This is a genomic window from Pectobacterium brasiliense, assembly GCF_013449685.1.
Taxonomy (GTDB): domain Bacteria; phylum Pseudomonadota; class Gammaproteobacteria; order Enterobacterales; family Enterobacteriaceae; genus Pectobacterium; species Pectobacterium brasiliense_A.
The window spans coordinates 146,681-168,984 of record NZ_JACDSF010000013.1; the positions used below are offsets into that span (position 1 = coordinate 146,681).

26 protein-coding genes and 5 pseudogenes are annotated in these 22,304 nt (G+C 50.9%); 14 read left to right on the forward strand and 17 right to left on the reverse strand.

Translation table 11 applies throughout. The annotated features are described in order from the left end of the window. The first annotated feature begins 7 nt into the window (after nt 1–7). Genes arnT through arnF form a run of 3 tightly spaced genes read left to right on the forward strand, consistent with a single transcriptional unit; the run spans nt 8 to nt 2,408 of the window. Nucleotides 8–1,678 carry a lipid IV(A) 4-amino-4-deoxy-L-arabinosyltransferase gene (gene arnT, locus H0248_RS05990; protein ID WP_180785135.1) on the forward strand — a complete coding sequence of 557 codons (1,671 nt, stop codon included), beginning with the start codon at nt 8–10 and terminating at the stop codon, nt 1,676–1,678. Further along, the gene (gene arnE, locus H0248_RS05995; protein ID WP_180785136.1) at nt 1,675–2,016 is read left to right on the forward strand and encodes a 4-amino-4-deoxy-L-arabinose-phosphoundecaprenol flippase subunit ArnE; all 342 of its coding nucleotides are present in this window, start codon (nt 1,675–1,677) and stop codon (nt 2,014–2,016) included. The genes arnT and arnE overlap by 4 nt, the downstream gene beginning before the upstream one ends. Beyond that, nucleotides 2,016–2,408, forward strand: a complete 393-nt coding sequence (gene arnF / locus H0248_RS06000; protein WP_110162136.1) for a 4-amino-4-deoxy-L-arabinose-phosphoundecaprenol flippase subunit ArnF — start codon at nt 2,016–2,018, stop codon at nt 2,406–2,408. The genes arnE and arnF overlap by 1 nt, the downstream gene beginning before the upstream one ends. Nucleotides 2,409–2,439: 31 nt before the next feature. On the opposite strand, the gene H0248_RS06005 is transcribed toward arnF, so the two are convergent. From H0248_RS06005 to H0248_RS06015, 3 genes are all read right to left on the reverse strand, one after another. Then, nucleotides 2,440–3,525 (reverse strand): ABC transporter ATP-binding protein, encoded by a 1,086-nt coding sequence (locus H0248_RS06005; RefSeq protein WP_180785137.1) that lies wholly within the window; start codon nt 3,523–3,525, stop codon nt 2,440–2,442. Between the two features lie 2 nt (nt 3,526–3,527). After that, nucleotides 3,528–5,105, reverse strand: a complete 1,578-nt coding sequence (locus H0248_RS06010; protein WP_180785138.1) for an ABC transporter permease — start codon at nt 5,103–5,105, stop codon at nt 3,528–3,530. A gap of 152 nt (nt 5,106–5,257) precedes the next feature. Beyond that, nucleotides 5,258–6,274, reverse strand: a complete 1,017-nt coding sequence (locus tag H0248_RS06015) for an iron ABC transporter substrate-binding protein (RefSeq protein ID WP_180785139.1) — start codon at nt 6,272–6,274, stop codon at nt 5,258–5,260. Nucleotides 6,275–6,774: 500 nt separating this feature from the next. Here H0248_RS06015 and H0248_RS06020 point away from each other — a divergent pair, with 500 nt between their 5' ends. The 4 genes and pseudogenes from H0248_RS06020 to H0248_RS06035 all read left to right on the forward strand — a co-directional run bounded on the left by H0248_RS06020 (nt 6,775) and on the right by H0248_RS06035 (nt 8,034). Continuing rightward, a complete protein-coding gene (locus H0248_RS06020; protein WP_180785140.1) occupies nt 6,775–7,098 on the forward strand; it encodes a PTS lactose/cellobiose transporter subunit IIA in 324 nt (107 codons plus the stop codon). Nucleotides 7,099–7,245: 147 nt separating this feature from the next. After that, a pseudogene (locus H0248_RS22440) lies at nt 7,246–7,368 on the forward strand (LysR family transcriptional regulator); the annotation flags it as partial. Beyond that, a pseudogene (locus H0248_RS06030) lies at nt 7,364–7,557 on the forward strand (LysR substrate-binding domain-containing protein); the annotation flags it as partial. The pseudogenes H0248_RS22440 and H0248_RS06030, both read left to right, overlap by 5 nt. Nucleotides 7,558–7,647: 90 nt before the next feature. After that, a complete protein-coding gene (locus H0248_RS06035; protein ID WP_180785141.1) occupies nt 7,648–8,034 on the forward strand; it encodes a hypothetical protein in 387 nt (128 codons plus the stop codon). A 138-nt stretch (nt 8,035–8,172) separates the two neighbouring features. Here H0248_RS06035 and H0248_RS06040 read toward each other — a convergent pair whose 3' ends face one another. Further along, a complete protein-coding gene (locus tag H0248_RS06040) occupies nt 8,173–8,373 on the reverse strand; it encodes a hypothetical protein (RefSeq protein WP_180785142.1) in 201 nt (66 codons plus the stop codon). 492 nt (nt 8,374–8,865) lie between these two features. Here H0248_RS06040 and H0248_RS06045 point away from each other — a divergent pair, with 492 nt between their 5' ends. The 7 genes and pseudogenes from H0248_RS06045 to H0248_RS22065 all read left to right on the forward strand — a co-directional run. Then, nucleotides 8,866–10,002 carry a D-alanyl-lipoteichoic acid biosynthesis protein DltD gene (locus H0248_RS06045; RefSeq protein WP_180785143.1) on the forward strand — a complete coding sequence of 379 codons (1,137 nt, stop codon included), beginning with the start codon at nt 8,866–8,868 and terminating at the stop codon, nt 10,000–10,002. Between the two features lie 129 nt (nt 10,003–10,131). After that, nucleotides 10,132–11,250: a membrane-bound O-acyltransferase gene (locus H0248_RS06050; RefSeq protein WP_180785195.1), complete on the forward strand. Its 1,119-nt coding sequence runs from the start codon at nt 10,132–10,134 to the stop codon at nt 11,248–11,250. After that, nucleotides 11,247–12,680 (forward strand): AMP-binding protein, encoded by a 1,434-nt coding sequence (locus tag H0248_RS06055; RefSeq protein ID WP_180785144.1) that lies wholly within the window; start codon nt 11,247–11,249, stop codon nt 12,678–12,680. Before H0248_RS06050 ends, H0248_RS06055 begins: the two co-directional genes overlap by 4 nt. A gap of 17 nt (nt 12,681–12,697) precedes the next feature. Next, the gene (locus H0248_RS06060) at nt 12,698–12,919 is read left to right on the forward strand and encodes an acyl carrier protein (RefSeq protein WP_010300175.1); all 222 of its coding nucleotides are present in this window, start codon (nt 12,698–12,700) and stop codon (nt 12,917–12,919) included. Between the two features lie 242 nt (nt 12,920–13,161). Continuing rightward, nucleotides 13,162–14,040, forward strand: a complete 879-nt coding sequence (locus tag H0248_RS06065) for a TauD/TfdA family dioxygenase (protein WP_180785145.1) — start codon at nt 13,162–13,164, stop codon at nt 14,038–14,040. Next, a complete protein-coding gene (locus tag H0248_RS06070; RefSeq protein ID WP_180785146.1) occupies nt 14,037–15,470 on the forward strand; it encodes an FAD-binding protein in 1,434 nt (477 codons plus the stop codon). Before H0248_RS06065 ends, H0248_RS06070 begins: the two co-directional genes overlap by 4 nt. Before the next feature lie 188 nt (nt 15,471–15,658). Continuing rightward, nucleotides 15,659–15,790: pseudogene (locus H0248_RS22065) on the forward strand (nuclease); the annotation flags it as partial. A 90-nt stretch (nt 15,791–15,880) separates the two neighbouring features. Here the strand turns inward: H0248_RS22065 and H0248_RS06075 are convergent. From H0248_RS06075 to H0248_RS06135, 13 genes and pseudogenes are all read right to left on the reverse strand, one after another. Beyond that, on the reverse strand, nt 15,881–16,186 hold the full coding sequence (locus tag H0248_RS06075; protein WP_039539209.1) for a hypothetical protein: 306 nt from the start codon (nt 16,184–16,186) through the stop codon (nt 15,881–15,883). Between the two features lie 10 nt (nt 16,187–16,196). Then, a pseudogene (locus H0248_RS06080) lies at nt 16,197–16,475 on the reverse strand (DUF4942 domain-containing protein); the annotation flags it as partial. Further along, nucleotides 16,465–16,707 (reverse strand): annotated as a pseudogene (locus H0248_RS06085) (Arm DNA-binding domain-containing protein); the annotation flags it as partial. The pseudogenes H0248_RS06085 and H0248_RS06080, both read right to left, overlap by 11 nt. A gap of 295 nt (nt 16,708–17,002) precedes the next feature. Next, nucleotides 17,003–17,407: a type II toxin-antitoxin system tRNA(fMet)-specific endonuclease VapC gene (gene vapC, locus H0248_RS06090; protein WP_180785147.1), complete on the reverse strand. Its 405-nt coding sequence runs from the start codon at nt 17,405–17,407 to the stop codon at nt 17,003–17,005. Next, nucleotides 17,407–17,637 (reverse strand): type II toxin-antitoxin system VapB family antitoxin, encoded by a 231-nt coding sequence (gene vapB / locus H0248_RS06095; RefSeq protein WP_012765080.1) that lies wholly within the window; start codon nt 17,635–17,637, stop codon nt 17,407–17,409. The genes vapC and vapB overlap by 1 nt, the downstream gene beginning before the upstream one ends. Nucleotides 17,638–17,731: 94 nt before the next feature. Further along, entirely contained in the window at nt 17,732–18,565 is an 834-nt protein-coding gene (locus tag H0248_RS06100; RefSeq protein WP_180785148.1) for a DUF4942 domain-containing protein, read from the reverse strand. 117 nt (nt 18,566–18,682) lie between these two features. Then, nucleotides 18,683–19,003, reverse strand: a complete 321-nt coding sequence (locus H0248_RS06105) for a TA system toxin CbtA family protein (RefSeq protein WP_180785149.1) — start codon at nt 19,001–19,003, stop codon at nt 18,683–18,685. Nucleotides 19,004–19,072: 69 nt separating this feature from the next. Continuing rightward, nucleotides 19,073–19,408, reverse strand: a complete 336-nt coding sequence (locus H0248_RS06110) for a type IV toxin-antitoxin system YeeU family antitoxin (protein ID WP_180785150.1) — start codon at nt 19,406–19,408, stop codon at nt 19,073–19,075. Between the two features lie 39 nt (nt 19,409–19,447). Beyond that, on the reverse strand, nt 19,448–19,921 hold the full coding sequence (gene radC / locus H0248_RS06115; RefSeq protein WP_180785151.1) for a RadC family protein: 474 nt from the start codon (nt 19,919–19,921) through the stop codon (nt 19,448–19,450). An 84-nt stretch (nt 19,922–20,005) separates the two neighbouring features. Continuing rightward, complete coding sequence (locus H0248_RS06120) at nt 20,006–20,239, reverse strand: hypothetical protein (RefSeq protein ID WP_180785152.1); 234 nt, start codon at nt 20,237–20,239, stop codon at nt 20,006–20,008. A 17-nt stretch (nt 20,240–20,256) separates the two neighbouring features. After that, nucleotides 20,257–20,730 carry a hypothetical protein gene (locus tag H0248_RS06125; protein WP_180785153.1) on the reverse strand — a complete coding sequence of 158 codons (474 nt, stop codon included), beginning with the start codon at nt 20,728–20,730 and terminating at the stop codon, nt 20,257–20,259. Nucleotides 20,731–20,765: 35 nt separating this feature from the next. Then, nucleotides 20,766–21,338 (reverse strand): hypothetical protein, encoded by a 573-nt coding sequence (locus tag H0248_RS06130; RefSeq protein WP_230458224.1) that lies wholly within the window; start codon nt 21,336–21,338, stop codon nt 20,766–20,768. A gap of 165 nt (nt 21,339–21,503) precedes the next feature. Next, on the reverse strand, nt 21,504–22,202 hold the full coding sequence (locus H0248_RS06135) for a DeoR family transcriptional regulator (RefSeq protein ID WP_180785154.1): 699 nt from the start codon (nt 22,200–22,202) through the stop codon (nt 21,504–21,506). Nucleotides 22,203–22,304: the final 102 nt, after the last annotated feature.

A 22,304-nucleotide genomic window follows, 5' to 3' on the forward strand; every position in this document is an offset into this window, starting at 1 on the left:
AGATAGCATGGAAAAAGGCATGATAAAGCTGAAAAGCACCGTGATACTGGTGTTATTTGCTTTGCTCTACCTGTTACCGCTTAACGGCCGCTGGCTGTGGTCACCGGACGAAACGCGCTATGCGGAAATCAGCCGCGAGATGCTTCAGCGCGGCGATTGGATCGTGCCGCATTTGCTGGATATTCGCTATTTTGAGAAACCCGTCGCGGGCTATTGGCTGAATAACATCAGTCAGTGGCTATTAGGTCATACCAATTTTGCCGTGCGCTTTGCCGCGGTATTTTCTACCGGGTTGAGCGCGCTGCTGGTGTTTTGGCTGGCGCTGTTGCTGTGGAAAAACCAGCGTACCGCGCTGCTGGCGGCGACGATCTATCTGACCTCGCTGCTGGTGTATGGCATTGGCACCTACAGCGTGCTCGATCCGATGGTGACGCTCTGGATGACGGCGGCGCTGTTCAGCCACGTGCTGATTCAGCGCGCCACGCTGACGCGCGAACGGCTGATCGCCTGGGGGCTGATGGGGCTGGCCTGCGGCATGGGATTCATGACCAAAGGTTTTCTGGCGCTGGCCTTGCCGGTCATCAGCGTGCTGCCAGTAGCGCTGGCGCAAAAGCGCATTAAGGAATTGCTGCTGTTCGGGCCGCTGGCGATTATCGTCGCGGTATTGCTAAGTGCGCCGTGGGCGCTGGCGGTGCATGCGCGAGAAGCCGATTACTGGCACTACTTCTTTTGGATTGAGCATATCCAGCGTTTTGCAGAAGACGATGCGCAGCATAAAGCGCCGTTCTGGTATTACCTGCCGGTGCTGATGGTCGGCGCATTCCCCTGGCTGGCGCTGCTGCCGGGCGCGTTGCGCAGCGGCTGGAGCGAACGAAAGGCGAATCCGGAACGGTTCCTCCTGCTGTGCTGGATGGTGATGCCGCTGCTGTTTTTCAGCATCGCTAAAGGCAAGCTGCTGACTTACATTTTGCCGTGCTTTGCGCCGCTGGCGCTGCTGATGGCCGCGTGGATTTCCGGGCTGGCACCCGCAATACGTGAACGTGTATTGCGCATCAATAGCTGGCTCAACATAGCCTTCGGCAGCGTACTGGCGCTCGCCGTTGCCGCACTGGGTCTCGGCATCATCGTGCCGCATTTCTATCAACCGGGAGAAGGGCTGACCATCGTCTCGGGTGTCGTCTGCTTTATCGGCTGGATTGCCTTTGCGGCTATGAGCCTGAGAAAGCCGCGATCGTGGGGCTATCTGGTGGCGGGTTGTCCGCTATTTCTGGCACTGCTCGTTGGCGGGAGTATTCCGGCGAGCGTGGTCGATTCAAAGAACCCTCAAACCTTTATTCGTAGCCATCAGCCGTTGCTGGAGGAGAGCCGCTATGTGCTGAGCGATGAGGTTGGGTTGGCAGCCGGACTGGCGTGGGAGCTGAAACGCAGTGATATCACCTTATTCAAGGCGCGGGGCGAATTGAACTACGGGCTGGACTACGCCGATTCCACTGACCGCTTTGTGGATGAGGGCGCTTTTCCGGCCTGGCTTGCGGAGAAACGGCGTAGCGGAAATGTCGCGCTGGTGCTGAAGGTCGATAGGGATACCGATGAGGAATACCGCCGTCTGCCTGCCCCCGATCAGGTGAAAAAATCGCACCGCTACGTGCTGCTGTTTTATAAGCAGATAGCGCCATGAGTTATCTATTGGTGGCTATCGTCTGCCTGCTGACCAGCCTGGGACAGCTGTGCCAGAAACAGGCGGCGGAGTGCTGGCGGCGTTTACCGACAGATCGACGCCAACGTGTGACGCTGGGATGGCTGATGCTGGCGGCTTTGCTGCTCGGCATCGGGCTGCTGCTGTGGCTTGTGGTGTTGCAGCATATTCCGCTTGGCGTGGCGTATCCGCTGCTGAGCATCAATTTTGTTCTGGTCACGCTGCTGGCGCACTACGGATTTGGCGAACGTGTGGACAAACATCACTGGTGGGGCATTGCGCTGATTGTCATCGGTATCTATCTGATGCAGGGGGGATGATGGCGAAAATGGGCTATGTCTGGGCACTTGGCAGCATTGTGCTTGCCAGCACCGCGCAGGTGTTAATGAAAAGCGGGATGCTGGCGCTGCCGAGCATTTCCCTCGCGCACTGGCCGTCGCTCAGCACGTTGCTGGCCGGTTGGCCTGCGGTTGCGGTGCTAATCGGGATGCTCTGCTATGGGCTATCGATGGTGTGCTGGTTCATGGTGCTACGCTACCTGCCGCTAAGCCGCGCCTATCCGCTGATTAGCCTGAGCTACGCGGTGGTTTATCTGGCGGCGGTTTTCCTGCCGTGGCTGAACGAACCGATGAGCCTGCGGAAAAATCTCGGCGTCCTGATTATTCTGCTGGGCGTCTGGCTGGTGAGTCGTAACGCGCAGACGGCTCGATAAGCCGCCTGCGCATACTGCTAGCGATAGAGAATTATTGACTGAAAACGTGTGCCGCACCGTTCACGCTCAAGCTGACCTGCTGGCCGACGGCAAAAGCGGCGTGGCTGACGGTTTTCAGTTCAATGATGTCGGCTGTTGCGTGGTGGACGTGCAGTGTCAGCGTCGAGACGAAGCCGGAAAAATCAACTTTACGGATGGTTGCGCGAACGGTTGCTGTGCTATTTGCCTCATTACTATCAACCTTATCGTTATTAACCTTATCGTTATTACCCCCAGCATCCTGAATCGCGATCTGTTCTGGTCTGAGCATGATTCTTGCCTTCCCGATTGTGGTTGGGCGATCTACCGCGATGCGCCCAAGCAAACAGTCAGCCTGACCGCCGTCGATTTGTGTATCGAGAATTAGCGTTTCGCCGAGGAAAGTCGCGATGTCCTCATTGGCAGGTTGGTGGTAAAGCACCCACGGCGAGCCGGATTGCGACAGTTGGCCGTCGCGCATGACGACAACGTGGTCAGCAAAGGACAGTGCCTCTCCCTGATCGTGAGTCACCAGAATCGATGCCACATTAGCCCGCTGCAATACGTCCATCACCGCTTTACGGGTGGAGGCACGCAGGCCGGTATCCAGCGCGGAAAAAGGTTCATCCAGCAGCATTAATGCAGGGCGCTGCGCCAGCGCGCGAGCCAGTGCAACACGCTGCTGCTGACCGCCGGAAATCTCATGCGGCGAGTGCTTCTGCAAATGCGCCGGAAGGGACACCAGCGCCATCAACTCATCCACGCGCTTTTGCTTTTCTGCCTTCGACCCTTTGAGCCCAAATGCAATGTTGTCCGCGATGCAAAGATGCGGGAATAGTGCGCCGTCCTGCGGTACGTAGCCGATTCTGCGCTGATGGGCAGGAACGGAAAGCCCGTTACCGCAGAGCGTCTGCCCGTTCAGCGTGATGACACCACTATCTGGTTTTTCAAACCCGGCAATCAGGCGCAGTAGCGTGGTTTTCCCCGAACCAGACGGGCCGACAATCGCCGTGCGGCGGCTGTTTTCTAACGTCAGATGAATGTCAGACAGCACGGTGCGCCCGTTAAAGCCTTTACTGACGTGATGAAGTTCTAACATGATTACAGCCCCGCCATTTTTTGTGATTGCGTGTAGAGAAACCAGGTCCACGGCAGCGATAGTAGGACCAGAATCAGCGCGTAGGGCGCCGCCGCCGGATAATCGATCTCACTGGTAAGCGCCCAAAAACCAGTCGCCAGCGTGCGGGTGCCGTTGGGAGCCAGCAGCAGCGTGGCGGTCAGCTCGTTAACGATCGCCAGAAAGACGAGCGTTGCCCCGGTAGCAACGCCGGGTGCGGCCAACCGGACGGTCACGGTCATTAACGTCTGCAACGGCGAACGCCCCAGACTCGCGGCGACCTGCTCCAGCTCCACCGGAGCCTGTGCGATACCGGCGCGTAGATTAACCAGCGCCCGTGGCATAAACATCAACAGGTAAGCCAGTAGCACGGTAAATTCAGTCTGGTAGAGCGGCCTGATGAGGTGAATCGTGGTGGTCACCAGCGCCAGCGCGACGACGATACCCGGCAGAGAGCTGGTAATGTAATTGCACCCTTCCAGAAACCGATACAGGCGGCTGGGGTGGCGAATTGTCAGCCAGGCCATCGGGATCGCCGCCAGCGTTGTCAGTGCGGCACCGCTCAGCGCCAGCACCATGGTCTGGCGAAAGGCATCCAGCAGTTCGCGGCGCTGCCACACCTCCCAGCCGCCAAACCACAGCCAGCGAGACAGCGTAATAAAAGGCACGCCGAGCGTCAGCAGCACCAGCGTCGCCAGTAGCAGCAGAGCCAGCAACAGCGGAAGCCGCGACAGGCGTACCAGCGTGACAGCCTGCGGCGCGCCGGAACCGACATGGGCATAGCGCGTGACGCCGCGCACGCGGGCGTCCGCACACAGCAGAAACAGGCACAGCAGCGCCAGCACGCCAGCCAGCATGTTAGCCGCCGGACCATTAAACGTTGACTGAAACTGATCGAAAATCGCGGTGGTAAAGGTATCGAAGCGGATCATAGCGAACAGACCATATTCCGCCAGCAGATGCAGCGCAATCAGCAGCAGCCCGCCGCCGATAGCCAGCTTTAGCTGCGGCAGTACCACGCGGAAAAATACGGTCACGGGAGGCACGCCCAGCGTAGCCGCGACATCTTCCAGCGCAGGATTCAGCCGTCGCAGCGTCGCTGCACAGGGTAAATACACAAACGGCAAATAGGCGACGACGGATAAAAACACGCCAGCTGGCAGACCATGCAGGCCGGGCGCGGTCGTGATCCAGGCATAGCTTTGTACAAATGCGGGTATTGCCAGCGGCGCGGTGAGCAGCAGGGACCACAGGCGTCGGGCGGGCAGGGTAGTACGTTCCGTCAGCCAGGCCAACAGCACGCCGAGCACCGTGCAAATCGGCAGCGTCAGGATAACCAGCAGCACCGTGTTGGTAAGTAGTTCGCCGACGCGAGGGCGCAAGAGCAGCGCACGCGCCGTTTCCCAACCGGTATCAATACTCACGCCAATCACAAAGCCCAGCGGAATAAACCCCAGCAGGGATAGCGTTAGGGCGATGAGGGTCAGCAACGCGGCTGGCTTGCGTAATGGCGGAGAGGGGGCGATGAACGGGGTGGTTTCGCTGTAGCTAACGTTTGTCATACGGCCTGTAGCTGCCTCGTCAGGACGATATTTTAAGACGGTGAAGCCACGCTGAGCGGGCATTCGGGTAAGGATTCATCAGGGCGCGCACGCCCTGATGAAAGGGGGTTATGACATCAATATGCTATAACCCATGCGCAATAATCTGTGCGTTACAGCAAGCCAGCTTGCGTCATCAGATCCACGACTTTTTTGCTGTTGAGCTTGGCGGCATCGACTTTCGGCGCATCCAGATCTTTCAGCGGAACCAGTTTGTCATTTGAGGCCGCGTTGACGCCAACGGCGTACTCAAAGGCATCGTTGGTGCGCAAGATCTCCTGACCGGATTTGCCGGTAATCCATTTAATGAAGGCCTGTGCGTCTTTCGCATGTTTGCTGGATGCCAGCACGCCGCCGCCGGAAATGCTGACGAACGCACCCGGATCTTTATGCTTGAAGTAGTACAGCTTCGTGTTGTTACTGTTTTCGCCCGTTTTAGCCTGATCGACAAAACGGTAATAGTGATAGATCACACCGCTATCAATCTGGCCTGCGTTCACGGCTTTCATCACCGTGCTGTTACCTTTGTAGGCGGTGAAGTTCTCTTTCATGCCTTTCAGCCACGCCTGTGTGGCTTGCTCACCCTTCAGCTCCAGATAGGCGCTGACAATGGCCTGAAAATCTGCACCGGATGGAGACGCAGCCCAGCGGCCTTTCCATTCAGGCTTCGCCAGATCGGCTAAGGATTTCGGCAGTTGAGCGTCGGTAAATTTGGTCGGATTGTAAACAAAGACGGTGGAGCGTGCGGCAATCCCGATCCAGCGGCCGTGGGATGGACGATAGTCAGACGGCACCTGAGCAAGGGTAGCGTTATCCAACTGAGCAAAGAGATTGGCGTTATCGACCAGCACCATTGACGGTGAATTCTCAGTCAGGAACACATCGGCAGGGGAGGATTTCCCTTCCTGCACCAGTTGGTTGCCCAATTCGGTGTCGCTGCCATTGCGCAACGTCACCTTGATGCCAGTTTCTTTGGTAAAACCGTCAACCCAGGATTTCACGAGGTTTTCATGTTGGGCATTGTAAATCACAATCCCTTCATCGTTTTCTGCTGCGGTGGCCGATGCGCTGAGAGCCAAACCGGAAGCGAATAAAACGGCTGAACTCAGCAATCCAAAACGAAGCTTCATAGTATTTACCCTTATTAATACCTGTCGTGTTTGCGTATGGCTGGCTTACATGGGAAGCCCTGCGTCACTCACGATAGCTACGCGATTTTAGCGACACAGGCCGATAGGTAGCGGCAGTCGACGATGGATTTTACATATCGATAATAATAATGATAGTTATTATTATTTCGCATTCTTAAGGTTAAATTAAGGTTCTGGTGAGTGTGATCTTTCAGTCATCATTTTATTTCTAGGTGTGTCTAGGTATGAATTTGTATGCATCTATCGTCTAAAAAATAGGCTGATGTCTCTATGAAATTTATTTCATCGGAAATGAGACATAACGTCATGATTTACAGAAACAAATCCTGATTAATCATCTATATTTATTCTGCAGGCTGTGAGTAGCGATACAATAAATGCACCGTACTTGCTTCGGTGTCACGTGCGCTTGTCTGCAATTTGGGGTTAATTGACCGACAAAAAGGTGACACAGCAACTGATATTCGGGGGATGGAAAAATGGATGTAGAAACGCGGATGATTGAGCTTATCGTTAAATCTGGCGAAACACGTTCCTGCGCAATGGAAGCACTGAGATCCGCTCGTCGAGGGGAGTGGGATCACGTCGATGAATTATTAAAAATGGCGGCGGTGGCGCTGAACCGGGCGCAGTTGATCCAGACCGGATTTATTGGCAGCCAGAGTAAGGAAAAAGCCACTATTGAACTTATCGTGGTGCACGCGCAGGATCATCTGATGAATGCGATGCTGTGCCGTGAACTGGCTGAAGAGATTATTGAACTCAGAAAAGAAGTCTCTGGCGTCAATCTCCACATGCGCTAGCCGCATCGCGGATCAAAGGAAAAAGCCATTCAGTTTCACGCTGAGTGGCTTTGCTGTTTCTACCCATCGCTATTTTTAGCGTGGCTTAATGAGCGATTGACCGTTTCACATGGACATCATTCATGACACTACGCTTCGGACACTCTGATGTTACAAGAAAATGTTAATGACCTCATTTCGTTCCTTGTGATGGCAAGAGAACGCAGTTTTACTAAAGCGGCGGAGAAGCTCGGGCTTTCCCAGTCGGCACTAAGCCATTCGATTCGCGGCACTCATCGGGCTTGGTCTGGCCTATGTATCGGAAGATTCGGTGCGAGATGATATTGCCAGCGGGCGCCTGATGCGGGTGCTAACGGGATGGTGTCCGCCGTTCCCCGGTTACTACCTGTATTATCCCAGCCGCAAACAGCATATCACTGCCTTCTCACTGTTGTGGAAGCGCTGCGCTACCCGCGTTAGGATTGGGTTAGTGGGCTGTAAGTCAGGCGATTAAAAAGCGTTTGAGATAATCGGATCCACTGACAAATTTTGAATATTTAAGGAAATGAAATGTGTTCTGATAATCATGACGCGCTTTTAGCAATTTTTTCTGGCGAGTTTAGCGTGAGTGATGATGCCTGGTCGCTGGATGCTGTGCGGTGGACTTTTGTTGAGAAGAAAAAGATTATCGCCAGCCTGAAAGGAAAAATGGGGAGTGGCCCGTTTAATGCCGAAATAGTGCTATTATTTCGGGAAGATCTCGGAGACTATTTCGGCAGAGGTGAAATTACCTATGATAATTACCGTTCGGAATACAAAAATAATGGCTTCGCAATAAAAATCATGGCATCAGATATTTATGTAGAAGACGATGTTTGCGTTATTGACGATGCTGAATGGCTGGAAAATGGCTATCCCTATTCATTCTATGGCGATTTAGAACGGACAGCGAATTGAAATAAATAGCGGTTGTTTTCAATAATGACCGCTATTTGGCCAGCGTTACCTTGAGGAGCAATGGATTTATTCGAAGGCGTTCGTATGTTTTGTAAAATACATCGGATCGAGGCTGGTTCTGATGAACATACCACCGCATTAATGCCTTGATTGCTCGCACTGATTTTTTAGCCTCATCATTTCCGCTGGTGGCAAGGGTGCCGCCATCATAGAACGATATTTCATACACGTTGGCGTTTCATCAGTAGGGGATTTTTTCGTGCTGGATGAGCAGGCGATAACAAACAGGGTTATTGAGACGATTAATAACCGAGGGAGAGTGGCCTGATAATTTTTCATCGATTCTCCTTTTAGTTTTTGCAATTACGTATAGCCCTGTAAAACGTGAGGAGGAATACCGAGCGAATCCGTAATATTGCGAATACATTAAGTTAACATTAAGAAAACAGTTTGTCAGATGAAATAAAGAGGAAAGCGAGGGTTACGCGATAAGGTCCTTATTCATCGTACCAAAGATTCCTGAACCCCACCATCCCTACAATTGTTAGCAAACTGGGCTTTAATCGGCTCCTGCCACCGAGCTTTGACTACCGCATATTGAAACCACGTAAGTGATAATGGAGGCAGGAGACCCCTTCTCCTGCCTCGATCGCGCGGGGCTTATCAGCCTTATTCTGTGACGGACATAAACACTGTACATACCGTTACACAGCAACGCTCATCATCGGCGATAAGCCTGGTATATAATCCAAAAATACAGGGATGAATTGACTGTGAAGACAAAAAATCACAAATTTTAAACAAATTAACACTATGTCATTTTACTTTTAGATGAAAATTAAAAATACTCTCGGTCTACATATCCTGATGGCCACTCTTGCCATCTTGTTTCTTAGCGTTCCCCCGCTGGTGACGAGCATTGATCCTGCGCTAACGTTCCAGCCGCTGATTAAAACCATGGAAGGAACGGTAAAGGAACAAAAGGAAAAGATAGCCACTATTTCCCATGCTTTACAGGGAAATGCGATTTTCTTTCTTGGGGCTTCCGAGGTCTCTACATCTGAAGATGAACATTACGCAGTCTATAATTACTTTAATAACCAACTACACCGTCCGGTTGTGGCCTATGGCGATAGCTATGTCGATAACGTCACGCATTTTTTGCTGCTTTCGCGTTTTAAAAATGAGCTTAACGCAAACAGTAAAGTGGTTTTACTGCTGGCACCCGATAGCTTTTATTCAGACGGTATTCCGCCGGCCATTTTTGCCAACAATTTTCCCGCATCTATTTTTGATCCGCTGATGCAGGATGATCAGGTTCGTCCCTTTTTGGTCAATTACTTACAACATATCGATAAAGAAGAGATAAGCCATTTAACGTTCGGCCAAATGAAGGTCTATGGTTGGGATCCACAAATTGTCTGGCAGGAAGTGAGTTATCAATTTGCTAATTTTTGCGAGCTAATAAAAAACGACTGGTTGGCGATGCTGCGTATTACCCCTCAGTCGACACAACCGTGGCCGCATCAGCCAACCGCCAACATGACACCAGACTGGAGTCGTGAGTTAGATCAGGCTCGCGTGCTGAACCAGTCCCGTGAGCAAAGTGCAGACACACTGTGGATGGATAAATCTGTTTTTGCGGACGATAAAACGCCGGAAGAGTGGGATGACGCGCCGATTGTTCCGGCGCAGATGGAGGCATTACGGGCGACGATCAAACTGCTGAAAGCGAGTAACGCCCAGTTTGTGGTCATTGTCGATCCGATTAATCCGTGGGCGATTAATAATTCCGAGAAATTCCAACCAGTGGACAGCCAGATCAGATCGATGCTGGAAGAGAATCAGGTTCGCTATTTTGATATGTATGCGCAGCCTTATCAGAACGGTTGGAATTGGGATCGCCTGCACCCAACCGATCCGGCATGGGTCGCGATGGATCAATTTATTGCAGAGAGTTTTAAATGATGAAAACTGCCATTCGCCTTTTTTTCCTTTATCTCTTTCTGGCAGTCACCATCGTCGCGTGGACGTCTGTTGATGAAAGCATGAGTTTAAAAGTGCATTTCGAATATCAAAAATTCTGAAGGATGAATGATGTATAGTTCTGGGGCATTTTTTTTCTTTCTATTTTCATCCGCGTTACTGTTTGCGCTGGTTAATCGCGTATTCCGTTATCGGCTGACGTATTTATCTGCCTTCTCGGTATTGGCGGTATTTGGCTGGGGATATATTTTCCAGGGGGACTACGTTGTTCCCGTTGCAGTGTTCCTGAGCTTTTATCTTCTCGTCACCTTAAAAGAGAAAGGGTGGTTAAAAACTTGGCAGGCGGTCAGCCTGACGTTGCTCCCATTGTTTTTGGTGAAATTACACCTTAATAACCACTGGGGTATGATCGGTCTGTCCTTTATGACCTTCCGCGCCATTGATGTCCTGCTTTATCGCAGTAAAAAAGATGGCCAGAATTTCCTGCACTACTTCTGCTACCTCTTTATGCCTTTTATTATTCTGGCTGGTCCGATGTATCGCTGGCGGACATGGGTTAATGACATTAATAAACCGGTCTTCACGCTGACCCGTGAACAGTTTTTAGTGGCGATGGAGCAGATTTTTACCGGTATTATTCAGAAGTTCTTATTTGCCATGCTGATCAATAATCTGGTGATTGAGTCGTGGAGCCAGCGCCCGTTTACGTTAAGCGTGGGTGTCGTAATGTCGATTGCCTACAGCGCCTACCTTTATTTTGATTTTGCTGGCTACAGCAATATGGCTATCGGGGCGGGGCGCTTATTTGGCCTGAATATTCCGGCGAACTTCAATATGCCTATGCTGGCGAAAAACCCGCAGGACTTCTGGCGGCGCTTCCACATCAGCCTGTCTGAATGGCTGCGGGATGTGGTCTTTATGCCGATTTATATGAATCTGATGAAGCTCGATTTTTTCCGACAAAACAAAACGTTGGCACAGAATGTTGGCATCTTCTGCACCCTGTTTTGTATGGGGGCATGGAACGGGCTTGAACGACACTATGTTATCAGCGGCGCGCTGTTTGGCGCCATTTCGGTTGCTCACAACATGCTGCAGTGGTCAGCCAAACGCAGTCCGGCACTGAGCAATTGTCTACACCATCCGGTTATTGTGTTCATCGGTCGAATTCTGACGCTGGCAAGCGCCGCGGCCTCCCTCTACATCTTTAGCGGAATGTCCCCACTATGAACCTTCACTCAGAGCTTCAGGAACTACAAGATTTCCTCCGGGCGGCATTACTCGATCCCGCGAACCCACAGCAGTTGGCGATTAGTGGCAGCGATGACGTGATGACCTGGCAACAGCTCTCCGTCGCCGTGACAGACTGGTCGCATCGTTATCAGCACTACCAGCAGCCTGATGGCGCGCCGGTCGTGTTATATGGTCATCAGCAGGCCGAGTTTGCCGTGGCAATCTATAGCTGCCTGCTGCACAATATTCCGTATATCCCGGTGGATTGCATCTATCCACAGGAGCGGCTCAACGAGATTTGTCATCTGGCGAGCGCCCCTTATTATTACGATGTGGCGACCCGACAGTTCATTGCGACCGGTGAGGAAGGGCAGGCGCTGGTCGAGCAAGATCTTGCCTATATTATGTTTACCTCCGGCAGTACCGGAAAGCCGAAAGGGGTGCAGATCGGGCGTGAAAGCCTGTGGCACTTTATGAAGTGGGTGCGTCAGGACTTTTCGCTGCCAGACGTGCCGGTGCTGATGAACCATGCCGTGTTCAGCTTCGATCTCTCCTTGATTCCGCTGCTGGCGAATCTGGCAACGGGAGGGCATATCGTCCTGAATGCGAAAGAGGATATCGCGGCAGAAAACTGGCTCGATCGCCTGAAAGACAATGGCGTTTCCGTCTGGGTGTCAACGCCCTCTTTCGCCTACCAGAGGCTGCTTTCCCCTCAGTTCAACAGTGAATATTTACCTGAACTTAACGTCTTCGTGTTCATTGGCGAAGTGCTCAACAAAGCGCTGGTCAAACAGTTACGCCGTCGCTTCCCGCATGCCAAAATTCTCAACTCCTATGGCCCAACGGAAGCGACCATCGCGACCACCGTCATCGAAATTACCGATGAAATCCTGCACAGCGAAAATGATCTGCTGCCGGTGGGTACGATGATGCCGGACTCCAGAATGGAAATTACGTCTGAGGGCGAATTGATCATTTGGGGCAAAAATGTGATGCGCGGTTACCTTGGGCTGGCGAAAGAGAATGCGGAAAAATTGCTGCATCGGGAGAGCGAAGCATTCCGAGGCTACAGAACTGGCGATCTGGGATACGAGGACGGACTGCTATACTGTCAGGGTCGCAATGACAGCCAGATCAAACTGAATGGCTATCGTATTGAAATCAATGAGATTGAAAATCGTCTGCTGGCGATATCCGACATCAGCGAAGCGGTAGTTCTGCCGTTGATGAAATCGGGCGGTGGTGTTCTGCGCATCGCAGCGTTCTGTGTGACGAACTTAGCGCCAGAAGCGATTAAAACATCGCTCTCGAAGGTGATTCCGCCTTACATGGTGCCTTCCCAAATTATTATAAAAGATGCGTTGCCGCTTAACCCTAACGGCAAAATTGATCGTAAACTGCTGGACAGCCATGCCCGAACGATCTAATGACTCAGGAAAAAATGATGGAACAAGAAATACTCGCGCTGTTTGAAAAGATCTTATCCCGTAAAGTGGGCTTTAACGACGAGCTGATTGAGTCTGATATTCTCGACTCTATTCTGGCGGTCGACTTGGTGCTGGAAGTGCAGGACGTTTACGGCTGCGTGATCCCGCCAACCGAAGTCGCCACCGTTCTGAAAACCCCAGCAGATTTGGCTCGCTACATTGAAGAGAACCGCGGCTAAGCCTGAAACGGCGACGATTTTTTCTCGTTATTTAAAGACCCCAGATAGGTTTATCTGGGGTTTTTTAATTGGGGGGGAGTATCAAGGTCCATTACATCATTAGATAGTAGTGAAAAGAGGAGGGCAGTGATTCTTTATTCAAACCCTCCTAATTATTAAAATTGTATCCGTGGTGTTGAATATTTGTTGCCGATATTATCTGAAAAGATCTTTCAGCAATGGATAATACACGGAGAAGTAAAATGGACTCATTCACTTTAGAAGATCGCTTTGATTATCAGCCTTTAACCCATTCCCAAGGTGAAACCTGTCATTTTGGTGTGCGTATTGAGCCTAAACAGTCAGGCGTGCATATTGGTGAATTATCACCTACCTGGCTGCGTACATTAGTAGAGAATGAACAATTAGTGGTACTGAGAGGCTTTGATAGCTTTACGAGTGCAGAAAATTTAACAACATACTGCGCAGCCATTGGTGACATTATGCAATGGCCATTTGGTGCCGTGTTGGAGCTGGTTGAACAACCCGATGCCACCGACCATATCTTTGCTAATAACTATGTTCCCTTGCACTGGGACGGCATGTACCTTAAAACCGTGCCGGAACTACAAGTCTTTCAATGCGTCTCAGCCGTTGGCGAAGGGCAGGGTGGGCGAACCACGTTTTCGAGTACCACCACGGCGTTACGTCTGGCGTCACCCGAAACCAAAGCGCTGTGGCAGCGTGCCACAGGTCAGTATCAGCGCGCCGTCGAGCTATACAGCAGTACCGCGCAGGCTCCTATTATCGAGCAACACCCTTACCGCACTCATCCCGTCATTCGTTTTTGTGAGCCACCGATTGCTGGTGATAAAGAATTCTTGAACCCGTCCACTTATCACTTCTTCGGTATTGAACCTGAAGAGCAAGAGCAATTACTTAGCAGCTTGCAACATGCCTTATATGATCCACGGGTTCAGTATGCTCACCAATGGCAAAGCGGCGACATTGTGATTGCAGATAACTACTCGTTATTACATGGTCGTGAATCTTATGCCAGCCAGAGTGGCCGTCATCTGCGCCGAGTGCATATCCATGCTAAACAGCCGCTGACTAACCCACATTTGGTGCAGCCGTCATGAAACCACAGCATGTTGATCTCATGATTATCGGCGCTGGGCCTGTTGGCCTGGCCTGTGCCTATCTTGCTCAGCTGTCAGGTTTAAGTACCGTCATTATCGATAAATCATCAGGGCCACTAACGGTAGGCCGTGCTGATGCGCTAAACGCCCGCAGCTTACAGCTGTTTGAAATTATCGGTTTATTCGACGAGCTTTATCCCTTGGGCAAAACCTGCAATACCAGCTCAGTCTGGTCAAAAGGTAAATTTATTTCACGCCAATCTACTTGGTGGGATGCTTTAGAAGGCTGTTTTCACAAGCATTTTTTAATGATTGGTCAGGCTTATGTAGAACAAGCGCTCGATAATAAGCTCACCGAGCTAAGTAGTGCCGTGCGCCGTAATACTTCTGTGGAAGATATTGTGCTGGAGGACGACGGCTGTCTCACCACACTCACCAGCGGTGAGACCGTGCGTTCCCGGTATTTGATTGGTGCAGATGGTTCACGATCGTTTGTGCGCCAACACTTTGCTATCCCGTTTGAGATCACTCGACCACAAATTACCTGGGCAGTGATTGATGGCGAAATAGAAACTGATTTCCCAAAAGTACCGGAAATTATTGTTTTCCAGGCAGAAACCGCCGATGTCGCCTGGATACCACGTGAAGGTAAGATTGATCGTTTCTATATCCAGATGGAGAGTGAGGACTTCACGCAACAGCAGGCGATAGATAAAATTAACCATGCTCTGCAACCACACCGTCTGTGCTTCAAGTCTATTGAGTGGTATTCACAATTCTCGGTTAAAGAGTCTGTAGCAGAACACTACATCCTTGAAAATAAATTATTTATCGCTGGTGATGCGAGCCATATTCACTCGGTAAATGGTGGGCAAGGGTTAAATACGGGGTTGGCCGATGCATTTAACCTCATCTGGAAAATGGCGATGATTACTCATCATCATGCGCCCCAAACGCTATTACAGAGTTACGAAACGGAGCGAAAAGCGGTCGCGCTGGAAGTGGTAAAAACGTCAGCGGAGCTCGTGCGTTCAACCAAAACCTCAGAGACAGGCACCCATGCCGATGATTACGTCAAGATTGTCGAAAAACGTGCGGGTTACATCACGGGGATGGGTGTTCGCTATGGCGCCGACGGGCGTGTTGGCGAAAGGCTGCATGATTTTATGTGGCGTGATTCTCAATCTAGTCAGTCAGGCAGAATTTACTCACATTTAAATTATCGTCATTACAGTTTGCTCATCATCGGCGCGGCGACGGTACCGGCATCACTGCCTGATATCGTCAATGTCTTGCACGTTGAAACAGGCAGTAGCCCCTATTCCGATCAATACCTGTTAGTTCGGCCAGATGGCTATATCGCCGCCACCGCTCCTCTCGACCAACCTTCCGCGATCGGTCATTACTTTAGCGACTGGCGAGTTCAATAGCATAAATGTTGCCGGCTCAGTGAGATGGCACTGAGCTGGTTTCATTCTGTCGGGCAGGGTGAAAGTAGAATAGACCACGCTAGACGTTATTTTGCTTACAATCCAAACTTCAATGTTTATAGAGACGCTATCTCTTTTGATCGGTTGCTGAACTCTGCTAACGAACATAACCCTCTGCCGCTGACGTTGAGCAAGAAGTGGTTAACGAAGTGGGGTTCTTTGGCAACCAAAATACGGTCTGCAAGCCTACAGCTCAGAAATGGCGGCACACTGTCGAGAAATTAAAGCGCTATTTCGAAAATTGGAACGCGGAATTGTAATGTTCTGGTGATTATTTTTACTGACATAGAAGAAATGAGTATGTCAGAAGACGTCTAAAGTGAATGGTTAGGTTTATTGGGGGCTTACACTTACATTTCGAGGATCTCTTGAACCCAATCCCCCCAACATTCACAACCAAGTCGTGACTCAACTGTACCCGGATGAGATGCAAACCACCATTCCTTTACCACTTCATATTCCGAGAGTATAAGGGTGAATGGACGCCAACAACCCATTCTTCCATCTTGATCACATGGATCACTGCCAACCAGGAAGAATTCATTCAGAAAGGGCAAAGGTGGGAAATAGCCAGAAGAACTAATGACACCAAAGATGCCATAAAGCACTTTGGTGTTCTCATCTAAAATCCGTTTAGCATTATTAATATTATTCATAGAAATCCATTCATCTGATGTTTACGTTATTTGTCATGTTCTTACTAAGTGTACGTACCTTGGTTTTCTGACTCGATAGTATTTTTGGATAGTGTTTAGCTATGATGTCGTTCATACGCTCAACCAACTCCATGCGTTTGAAGGTCAAATGCGCGGTTCCCTTCTGAAAGTAACGAATACTGAAGCATTCATCTTCGTAAGTTTCCTTAGCCGGATTCTCCCGGATATGTTCCATCAATCGCGTAGAGATATTGCCACGGTTGTCAGAGGTGGGTTTACCGTTCACCAGGATCGCCACCAGAAGCGACAATTTTTCGAGCCTCTTCCCGTTTTAGTCTCGCCTCTGCCAACGAGATATCAGGATAAACGCCGATAGATAATTTCTTCTCTTTCCCTGCAACGCGGTACTTCAAACAAACGCCAATATTTGGCTCCATTCGGCTTTATCAGAAGATAAGGCCTGCACTCTCAGTGAGTTTGTATTCTTTATCTTGTGGCTTGGCGGGCTTCCCAACATCGATTTGATTTCCGGTATGCTGGGTTGACCTCGGTAGAGCTCAGCGACAGAAAATCCTAGTGGTATCAATGAATATAACGGGGTTTTGTTGAATTCGGTAGAGTCTGGGAGAACTTAAAATGGTACCCTACAGGATTCGAATTAGCCACGTATCTATATTGAAATAAAAGGATTTTCACCAGTTCGAAAAATGTAGTGGCCCCCAAATGGGCCCCCAAACCTTTCTGGCTGGATTTTTTGCGGGTTATCCGCAGTAGGTGGTGGATTATATCCTGTTTTGGGGTAGGGCAAAATACGGCTTATCGGTTGACCCAGTTTTCCACTCGTAGCCCAGGCACTCGCTCAAATTCACGCACATTGTTCGTTACCAGTATCAAGCCTGCTGACCGGGCATGACCCGCTAGCATGGCATCATACGGGCCGATGGGTGTTCCTTGTTTTGCCAGCTCGGCACGAATTTGCCCGGTATGTACGGCAGCGTCAAAGCCATAAGTTTGCACTTCCAGACGCGCAGAAAACCCTTCAATCACGGCGAGATTCTTTTCTGGATTTATCGATTTCTCCGCACCATAGATCAGCTCCATCAGCGTGATAGCACTGATAGCAAACTGCCCGTAGTGACGGTAGAAAGCGTCCCTGACTTCCTGCGGTTTGTTCTTGATAGTGTAAATACAGATATTGGTATCAAGCAGATATTTCAGCATCAGAAATCTTCCCTGATCTGATCATCGGGCTGCTCTCTGGTGATCATAAAGTCAGGCGTTACCCCATCCTCTTCGAACCAACTGTCCCAGCTTTCGCCTGCCGGAGTGATAATGCGTGTACGACCAATCGCGACGATATCAACCTGCTTCACATCATCGGGCAGTGCAACTGCTTTAGGGAGCCGTACCGCTTGGCTGCGATTGCTTTTAAATACTGTGGTTTTTTCCATAGCAATCTCCTTGGATAAATTTTGCTCTATTTCTAGCATAAAGTGTTATTGGGATATGTCAATGGGATATACCTGTGTGGCATCATTGGATCAATCACCTTGCCGCCAACATCCCCGGATAATGTTTGGCAATAATGTCGTTCATCTGCTCGATCAGGTCAGAACGTTTAAAGGTGAGATGCCCAGTACCTTTTTGAAAGTAACGCACACTAAAGAACTCATCCTCGTATTCCTGCTGATGCGGATTATCACGGATATGGTCCATCAGCCGGATGGTGACATCGCACCGATTATCAGGAATAGGTTTACCGTCCAACAAGTACAGCATACGCTCTAGATCGGCCAGTTGATCGCGTCGCCAGCCCCAGTTCAGACCAAAGCCCCAACGGTTGTAGGTCACCAGATTGCTGATGATGATTTTTTTGCCAAAGTAGCAAGGGTGATTGGTCTTGTAATCCCACGATAGCCCTTTGAATACGTTGATGACCCCACGCTCGAATACTTCCAGCTTGCTCTGGTGAAGTTGCTCAAAGGTGCTGAGGATATTGGCTTCGCTGATAGCCGGTAGCTCACCCTCATCCAGATTCTTGTGCCACTGACTACGCGCTTCGGCATCCATCAGCGACAACATGCCGGATTTCAACATCAGGTCGCGCCAGATATTGCGATCCAACGTGCGAGTGATGGCAGGCATCGCCTTGTCAGGAGTTTCTGTTAGCCAGCAATCGTAGCGATGCCCTTGCTTCAGTCCCCAGTCCTCAGCGGTGCCGCCGCCAATAGTTGCTGTGAGTGTTGAGAGCGCCCGTAGCTGGTTGAGGAGCTGTTCTATCTGTTGCAGCGCTGTATCACGTCCGGTAACGATACGTTCGATATTGGTCGAGCAGATCAGCTCGGTGTGTTCGGTCAAAACCTCGGGTTCAATTTGCATAGTTTGTGGTCCATACATAAAAGCAAATGCGCCAGCCCTTACCGGCTGGCGCATTATGCATCGGAGAGAGGAATAAATAGGTTTGGTGCGATGTGACTGGAAAGCCGCTCGCAATCTTTATGCTTTAAGCAAACAAGTAGCACGTCTGGCACGGAGTACATCAACGGCAGTGAGAAACGGTGATTGCTCCTGCCAGTTAAAACCGTTGCGATCGATACGCACCAGTTCGTATTTTTCCACCAGAAAATTGATGGCATTGACCAACGTGATGCCAGCATCGATATGCGCCTGAATCACGTTCTCCTCGCAGAACGGCGTGTCATTGAGCGTGAGACCGTAGTGCTTTTCCAACAGATAGGTCAGAAGTTGCTGCCAGACGGCTATAGGTGACGGACAGGGGTTATCCTCCCGTGGCGGGATTGCAGGTGATGTTTGCATGGGAATTGTCTCTTCAGGTTAAGTCGATAAAATCAGGGAAATATTCAGAATGGGGAGAGAAGCTGCGGGTTATTCTGCTGCCGCCGAAGAGGGATAGATAACAATATACACGTAGCCAACGCTGCCCAGCGTATCGGCTTCACAGGTCCATTCGTTGCAATGCAGCGTGACGCAGTTCTGCTGACGAGGATTCAGTTCACCCGTTTGTAGTTTGTTCTCCAACTGCTTAATCAGCTCAGGGAAGCGACGCTCCAGATTTTGGGCTTCTGTTTTGCTAAACGTACCGACAATGCTGGCCCGGTCTGCCAGATAGTGCAGACGGTTACCTTCCTGCACCAGTCTGGCTCCGAATCGCGGCGTGACAGCACACTTTAATCCCCATTCCGGGGCCTCTATTGATGACATGATGTTTTCCTTATAAAAGTGCGGTGGTAAGTGTGCTCATCACAGCCAGCCACGTTCAGAGAATGACACCACGTCAGCGCCGCCGACAACCAGATGATCGAGGACTCTGACGTCGAGTTGTGACAGTGAGTCCTTCAGCTTGTCGGTGATATGGCGGTCAGCCTGACTGGGCTCGGCACAGCCGGAAGGATGATTGTGTGCCAGTATCACGGCGGCAGCGTTATGGCGCAGTGAGGCTTTGAGGATTTCACGCGGATGCACTTCGGTACTGTTGATGCCGCCCAGCGCGATAACTTCCTTCTCTATCAGGCGGTGTTGGTTATCCAGATACAACACCATAAAGACCTCACGCTCCAGACTGCTGAGTTCCAGCATTAACCAGCTTTTGGTGTCTTCAGACGTTTTAAACTGCCGCGCATTTTTTCGTACCCGTTTTTCCAGCAGGCACAGCGCCATCTGGATGATGCGCTGCTCTCTGGACGCGATGCAGCCTGCCAATGAATTACATGACATGGTGATTCCTTAATAAATAAAATGCCCCCGCTGCATAAGCAACAGGGGCGGGGATGGGGTTACTTCGTGTGGTTAACGCTGTCACTAGCGTCGGGAAAACCAGCGCAGCACTTTGGCAAACACCGTTACGCCAATAAACAGTCCTATCGGGATACCCAGAAACGGTGTCAGTGCCACGCTGGCAACGCCTGCGGTTCCGCCGCCGGTTAGCAGCCCTGCTAAGGTGGCGATAACCAGACCAATAAGGCTGTCCGAGATACCAGTTTTACTTAAGATAATGACAACCAAGACAATAACGATGATGGCAATAATGGGCATGGCGTTATCTCTCCCGATTATTCCCGGTGTGTCGTGGCACACGACGAGATATCAGCCAGCACCTTCTGCACGTTCTTTTGCCTGGGCTCCCAGGCACCCACATGCCGGTCATTGAGATAAACGTCAAACTGCGTTGCGCTGCCAATTGCTTCAATAAACGCGAACCAGGCATTATCCGCATTGCGCCACCCCAGCGAGGACGGAATACCGTACTGCTGGTCATCGATAACGACGACGATATACACCTCAGTGGAAAAATGGGAATCGACACCCTGACCACCTACAGGCAACACCGCCACGCTGTGTTGTAGCGTGTTATCCTCGTCGGGGTTGCCGGTACAGTTAACGGTAAAGACACTGCCTGCGGTATTGGCTATCCGATATTCGGTGACCCCCTGACCAGAATCGGCACTCCACAGGTTCGGTACGGCCTGTGCGTATAGCGGCAACAGCAGTGCGCCTGCAAGCAGAAATGAAGGAATGTGTTTCATACGGGTTCCTTGGTGTGAATAAACACGTCTCAGGGTCAGTAGCCGTAACGGCGGTAGTGCTCTTTGTTCACGCCGTCGACCAGCCATTTACCCAGTTTCTGCTCCTGTTCGCGTTTCTGTGCCTGAATTTCTGCCATCTTTTTCTGGTCGATACACTTCTCTGGAATGCTCAGCAATAACGTCGGCTGCTCGGGCTTGTCGTTGGCAAAATTGGCATTGAAGTAGGTCTTTTTGTCGGTAATTTCATAGGTACAGTTGCTGGTTTTGTTACCACGATAGGTGACCTCCAGGTCACCGGGTGATTGTGACCGCGTATTTACTTTCACCAGGGAAAGGGTTTTGGCCTTTTTATTCGCCAGAAACAGTGGTCCGGAGCCATCTCTGACAAAAAACTGCTCAGTCCAGGGGTAGTTGAAAATCGCTCTCCCCTTGTATATTCGGCGGCCTAGCTCGTCGTCACTTATCCCATCAGTGTTGGTCCAGCCAAGCGCTTTTAAGGAGAACCAGTTAACCTGAGTGGGGAACTCGGTTGCTGAGTGCGCGGAGAAAGTGGTCAACAGCCCGATTATCAGCCATCCCCGTTTGCCCGGAAGGTATGTAAACATCATCGTATCCTTTATGTTGAAGTCATCATAAATATCGTCAAGACAGGACTGTGCCTGTCCGTGACGCTAGGAGTGGTCCTTCACTGAACTGTCCGTGTGCAACTACCGGTACTTTCCTTCTTTATCTCTCTTTCTGGTTTTCTCTGGTGTTGGCATCGCGTCCCTGACTTATGTGGTCGGAGACGTGCCGAAAGTGGTGAGTACGTCGTGAATAAAGCGAAAATGCGGCAATGCCGTGATGAAGCCGGATTGCGTGGTCAGGTGGCAGATATCATCGCGGCGCTGGAATGACTCAGTGGACACCGTCACACCGTGAATCTCATGCAGCGGCAGGACCAGAAGATGCCCCAGCGATTCGGCCACCAGATACCATTCGCCGTACAGGCAGATAAGCCGGTAAGGCGATAACCCGTCATAGCGCTGACAGTCAGCCAGAACTGTGACACGTAGCTGCTCACCAATTGCCCGGGTCAGACGGTAAAAATGCCCCGGCAGTGTCGGCGTACCACGCAAGGGTGGATGCCAGACCAGACAGGGGGCGTCCTCGCCGCTGCCCAGCAGGGTATTAACCAGTCGGTTATCCAGGCCGGGAAACACACTGCCCATCCCGGTTTGCCGGACGAACATCAGCACATCCTGCTCATGCCGTGCCGGGTTATGGTGCTCCGGCAAACGGCAAAGGCCGTTACGGTATTCCAGGTCGAGATACATCAGCCGTTCACGGAAGTCCCGTCGCAAGGTACGGGTCGAGACGCCGAACTCTGCCGCCAGTTTTCTGACGCTCAGCGTTTCTCCCGCCAGTAATCGGCTGATTATCAATGACAGCCTGACGGCCAGCCGGTCATATCGGCGGTCAGCCTGTGTCATGGTGCAGCCTCCTGAGGCAGTTAACGGAATGAAAATCCTGTGATTACTTTAAAGAGGGGCGTGGTCAGGGTATGGACACTGTGAAAAATATTTTTATTTTCA

What these genes read in the sequence shown, in the direction of transcription:
- H0248_RS06060 (WP_010300175.1), top strand. Translation starts at nt 12,698, where the DNA reads ATGGAACAAGAAATACTCGCGCTGTTTGAAAAGATCTTATCCCGTAAA.
- H0248_RS06105 (WP_180785149.1), bottom strand. Translation starts at nt 19,003, where the DNA reads ATGCAAACATCACCTGCAATCCCGCCACGGGAGGATAACCCCTGTCCG.
- H0248_RS06130 (WP_230458224.1), bottom strand. Translation starts at nt 21,338, where the DNA reads ATGATGTTTACATACCTTCCGGGCAAACGGGGATGGCTGATAATCGGG.
- H0248_RS06110 (WP_180785150.1), bottom strand. Translation starts at nt 19,408, where the DNA reads ATGTCATCAATAGAGGCCCCGGAATGGGGATTAAAGTGTGCTGTCACG.
- vapB (WP_012765080.1), bottom strand. Translation starts at nt 17,637, where the DNA reads ATGGAAAAAACCACAGTATTTAAAAGCAATCGCAGCCAAGCGGTACGG.
- H0248_RS06040 (WP_180785142.1), bottom strand. Translation starts at nt 8,373, where the DNA reads ATGAAAAATTATCAGGCCACTCTCCCTCGGTTATTAATCGTCTCAATA.
- H0248_RS06120 (WP_180785152.1), bottom strand. Translation starts at nt 20,239, where the DNA reads ATGCCCATTATTGCCATCATCGTTATTGTCTTGGTTGTCATTATCTTA.
- H0248_RS06055 (WP_180785144.1), top strand. Translation starts at nt 11,247, where the DNA reads ATGAACCTTCACTCAGAGCTTCAGGAACTACAAGATTTCCTCCGGGCG.
- H0248_RS06010 (WP_180785138.1), bottom strand. Translation starts at nt 5,105, where the DNA reads ATGACAAACGTTAGCTACAGCGAAACCACCCCGTTCATCGCCCCCTCT.
- vapC (WP_180785147.1), bottom strand. Translation starts at nt 17,407, where the DNA reads ATGCTGAAATATCTGCTTGATACCAATATCTGTATTTACACTATCAAG.
- H0248_RS06035 (WP_180785141.1), top strand. Translation starts at nt 7,648, where the DNA reads ATGTGTTCTGATAATCATGACGCGCTTTTAGCAATTTTTTCTGGCGAG.
- H0248_RS06075 (WP_039539209.1), bottom strand. Translation starts at nt 16,186, where the DNA reads ATGAATAATATTAATAATGCTAAACGGATTTTAGATGAGAACACCAAA.
- H0248_RS06125 (WP_180785153.1), bottom strand. Translation starts at nt 20,730, where the DNA reads ATGAAACACATTCCTTCATTTCTGCTTGCAGGCGCACTGCTGTTGCCG.
- H0248_RS06005 (WP_180785137.1), bottom strand. Translation starts at nt 3,525, where the DNA reads ATGTTAGAACTTCATCACGTCAGTAAAGGCTTTAACGGGCGCACCGTG.
- H0248_RS06050 (WP_180785195.1), top strand. Translation starts at nt 10,132, where the DNA reads ATGTATAGTTCTGGGGCATTTTTTTTCTTTCTATTTTCATCCGCGTTA.
- arnT (WP_180785135.1), top strand. Translation starts at nt 8, where the DNA reads ATGGAAAAAGGCATGATAAAGCTGAAAAGCACCGTGATACTGGTGTTA.
- H0248_RS06045 (WP_180785143.1), top strand. Translation starts at nt 8,866, where the DNA reads ATGAAAATTAAAAATACTCTCGGTCTACATATCCTGATGGCCACTCTT.
- H0248_RS06020 (WP_180785140.1), top strand. Translation starts at nt 6,775, where the DNA reads ATGGATGTAGAAACGCGGATGATTGAGCTTATCGTTAAATCTGGCGAA.
- arnE (WP_180785136.1), top strand. Translation starts at nt 1,675, where the DNA reads ATGAGTTATCTATTGGTGGCTATCGTCTGCCTGCTGACCAGCCTGGGA.
- arnF (WP_110162136.1), top strand. Translation starts at nt 2,016, where the DNA reads ATGGCGAAAATGGGCTATGTCTGGGCACTTGGCAGCATTGTGCTTGCC.
- H0248_RS06065 (WP_180785145.1), top strand. Translation starts at nt 13,162, where the DNA reads ATGGACTCATTCACTTTAGAAGATCGCTTTGATTATCAGCCTTTAACC.
- radC (WP_180785151.1), bottom strand. Translation starts at nt 19,921, where the DNA reads ATGTCATGTAATTCATTGGCAGGCTGCATCGCGTCCAGAGAGCAGCGC.
- H0248_RS06100 (WP_180785148.1), bottom strand. Translation starts at nt 18,565, where the DNA reads ATGCAAATTGAACCCGAGGTTTTGACCGAACACACCGAGCTGATCTGC.
- H0248_RS06015 (WP_180785139.1), bottom strand. Translation starts at nt 6,274, where the DNA reads ATGAAGCTTCGTTTTGGATTGCTGAGTTCAGCCGTTTTATTCGCTTCC.
- H0248_RS06135 (WP_180785154.1), bottom strand. Translation starts at nt 22,202, where the DNA reads ATGACACAGGCTGACCGCCGATATGACCGGCTGGCCGTCAGGCTGTCA.
- H0248_RS06070 (WP_180785146.1), top strand. Translation starts at nt 14,037, where the DNA reads ATGAAACCACAGCATGTTGATCTCATGATTATCGGCGCTGGGCCTGTT.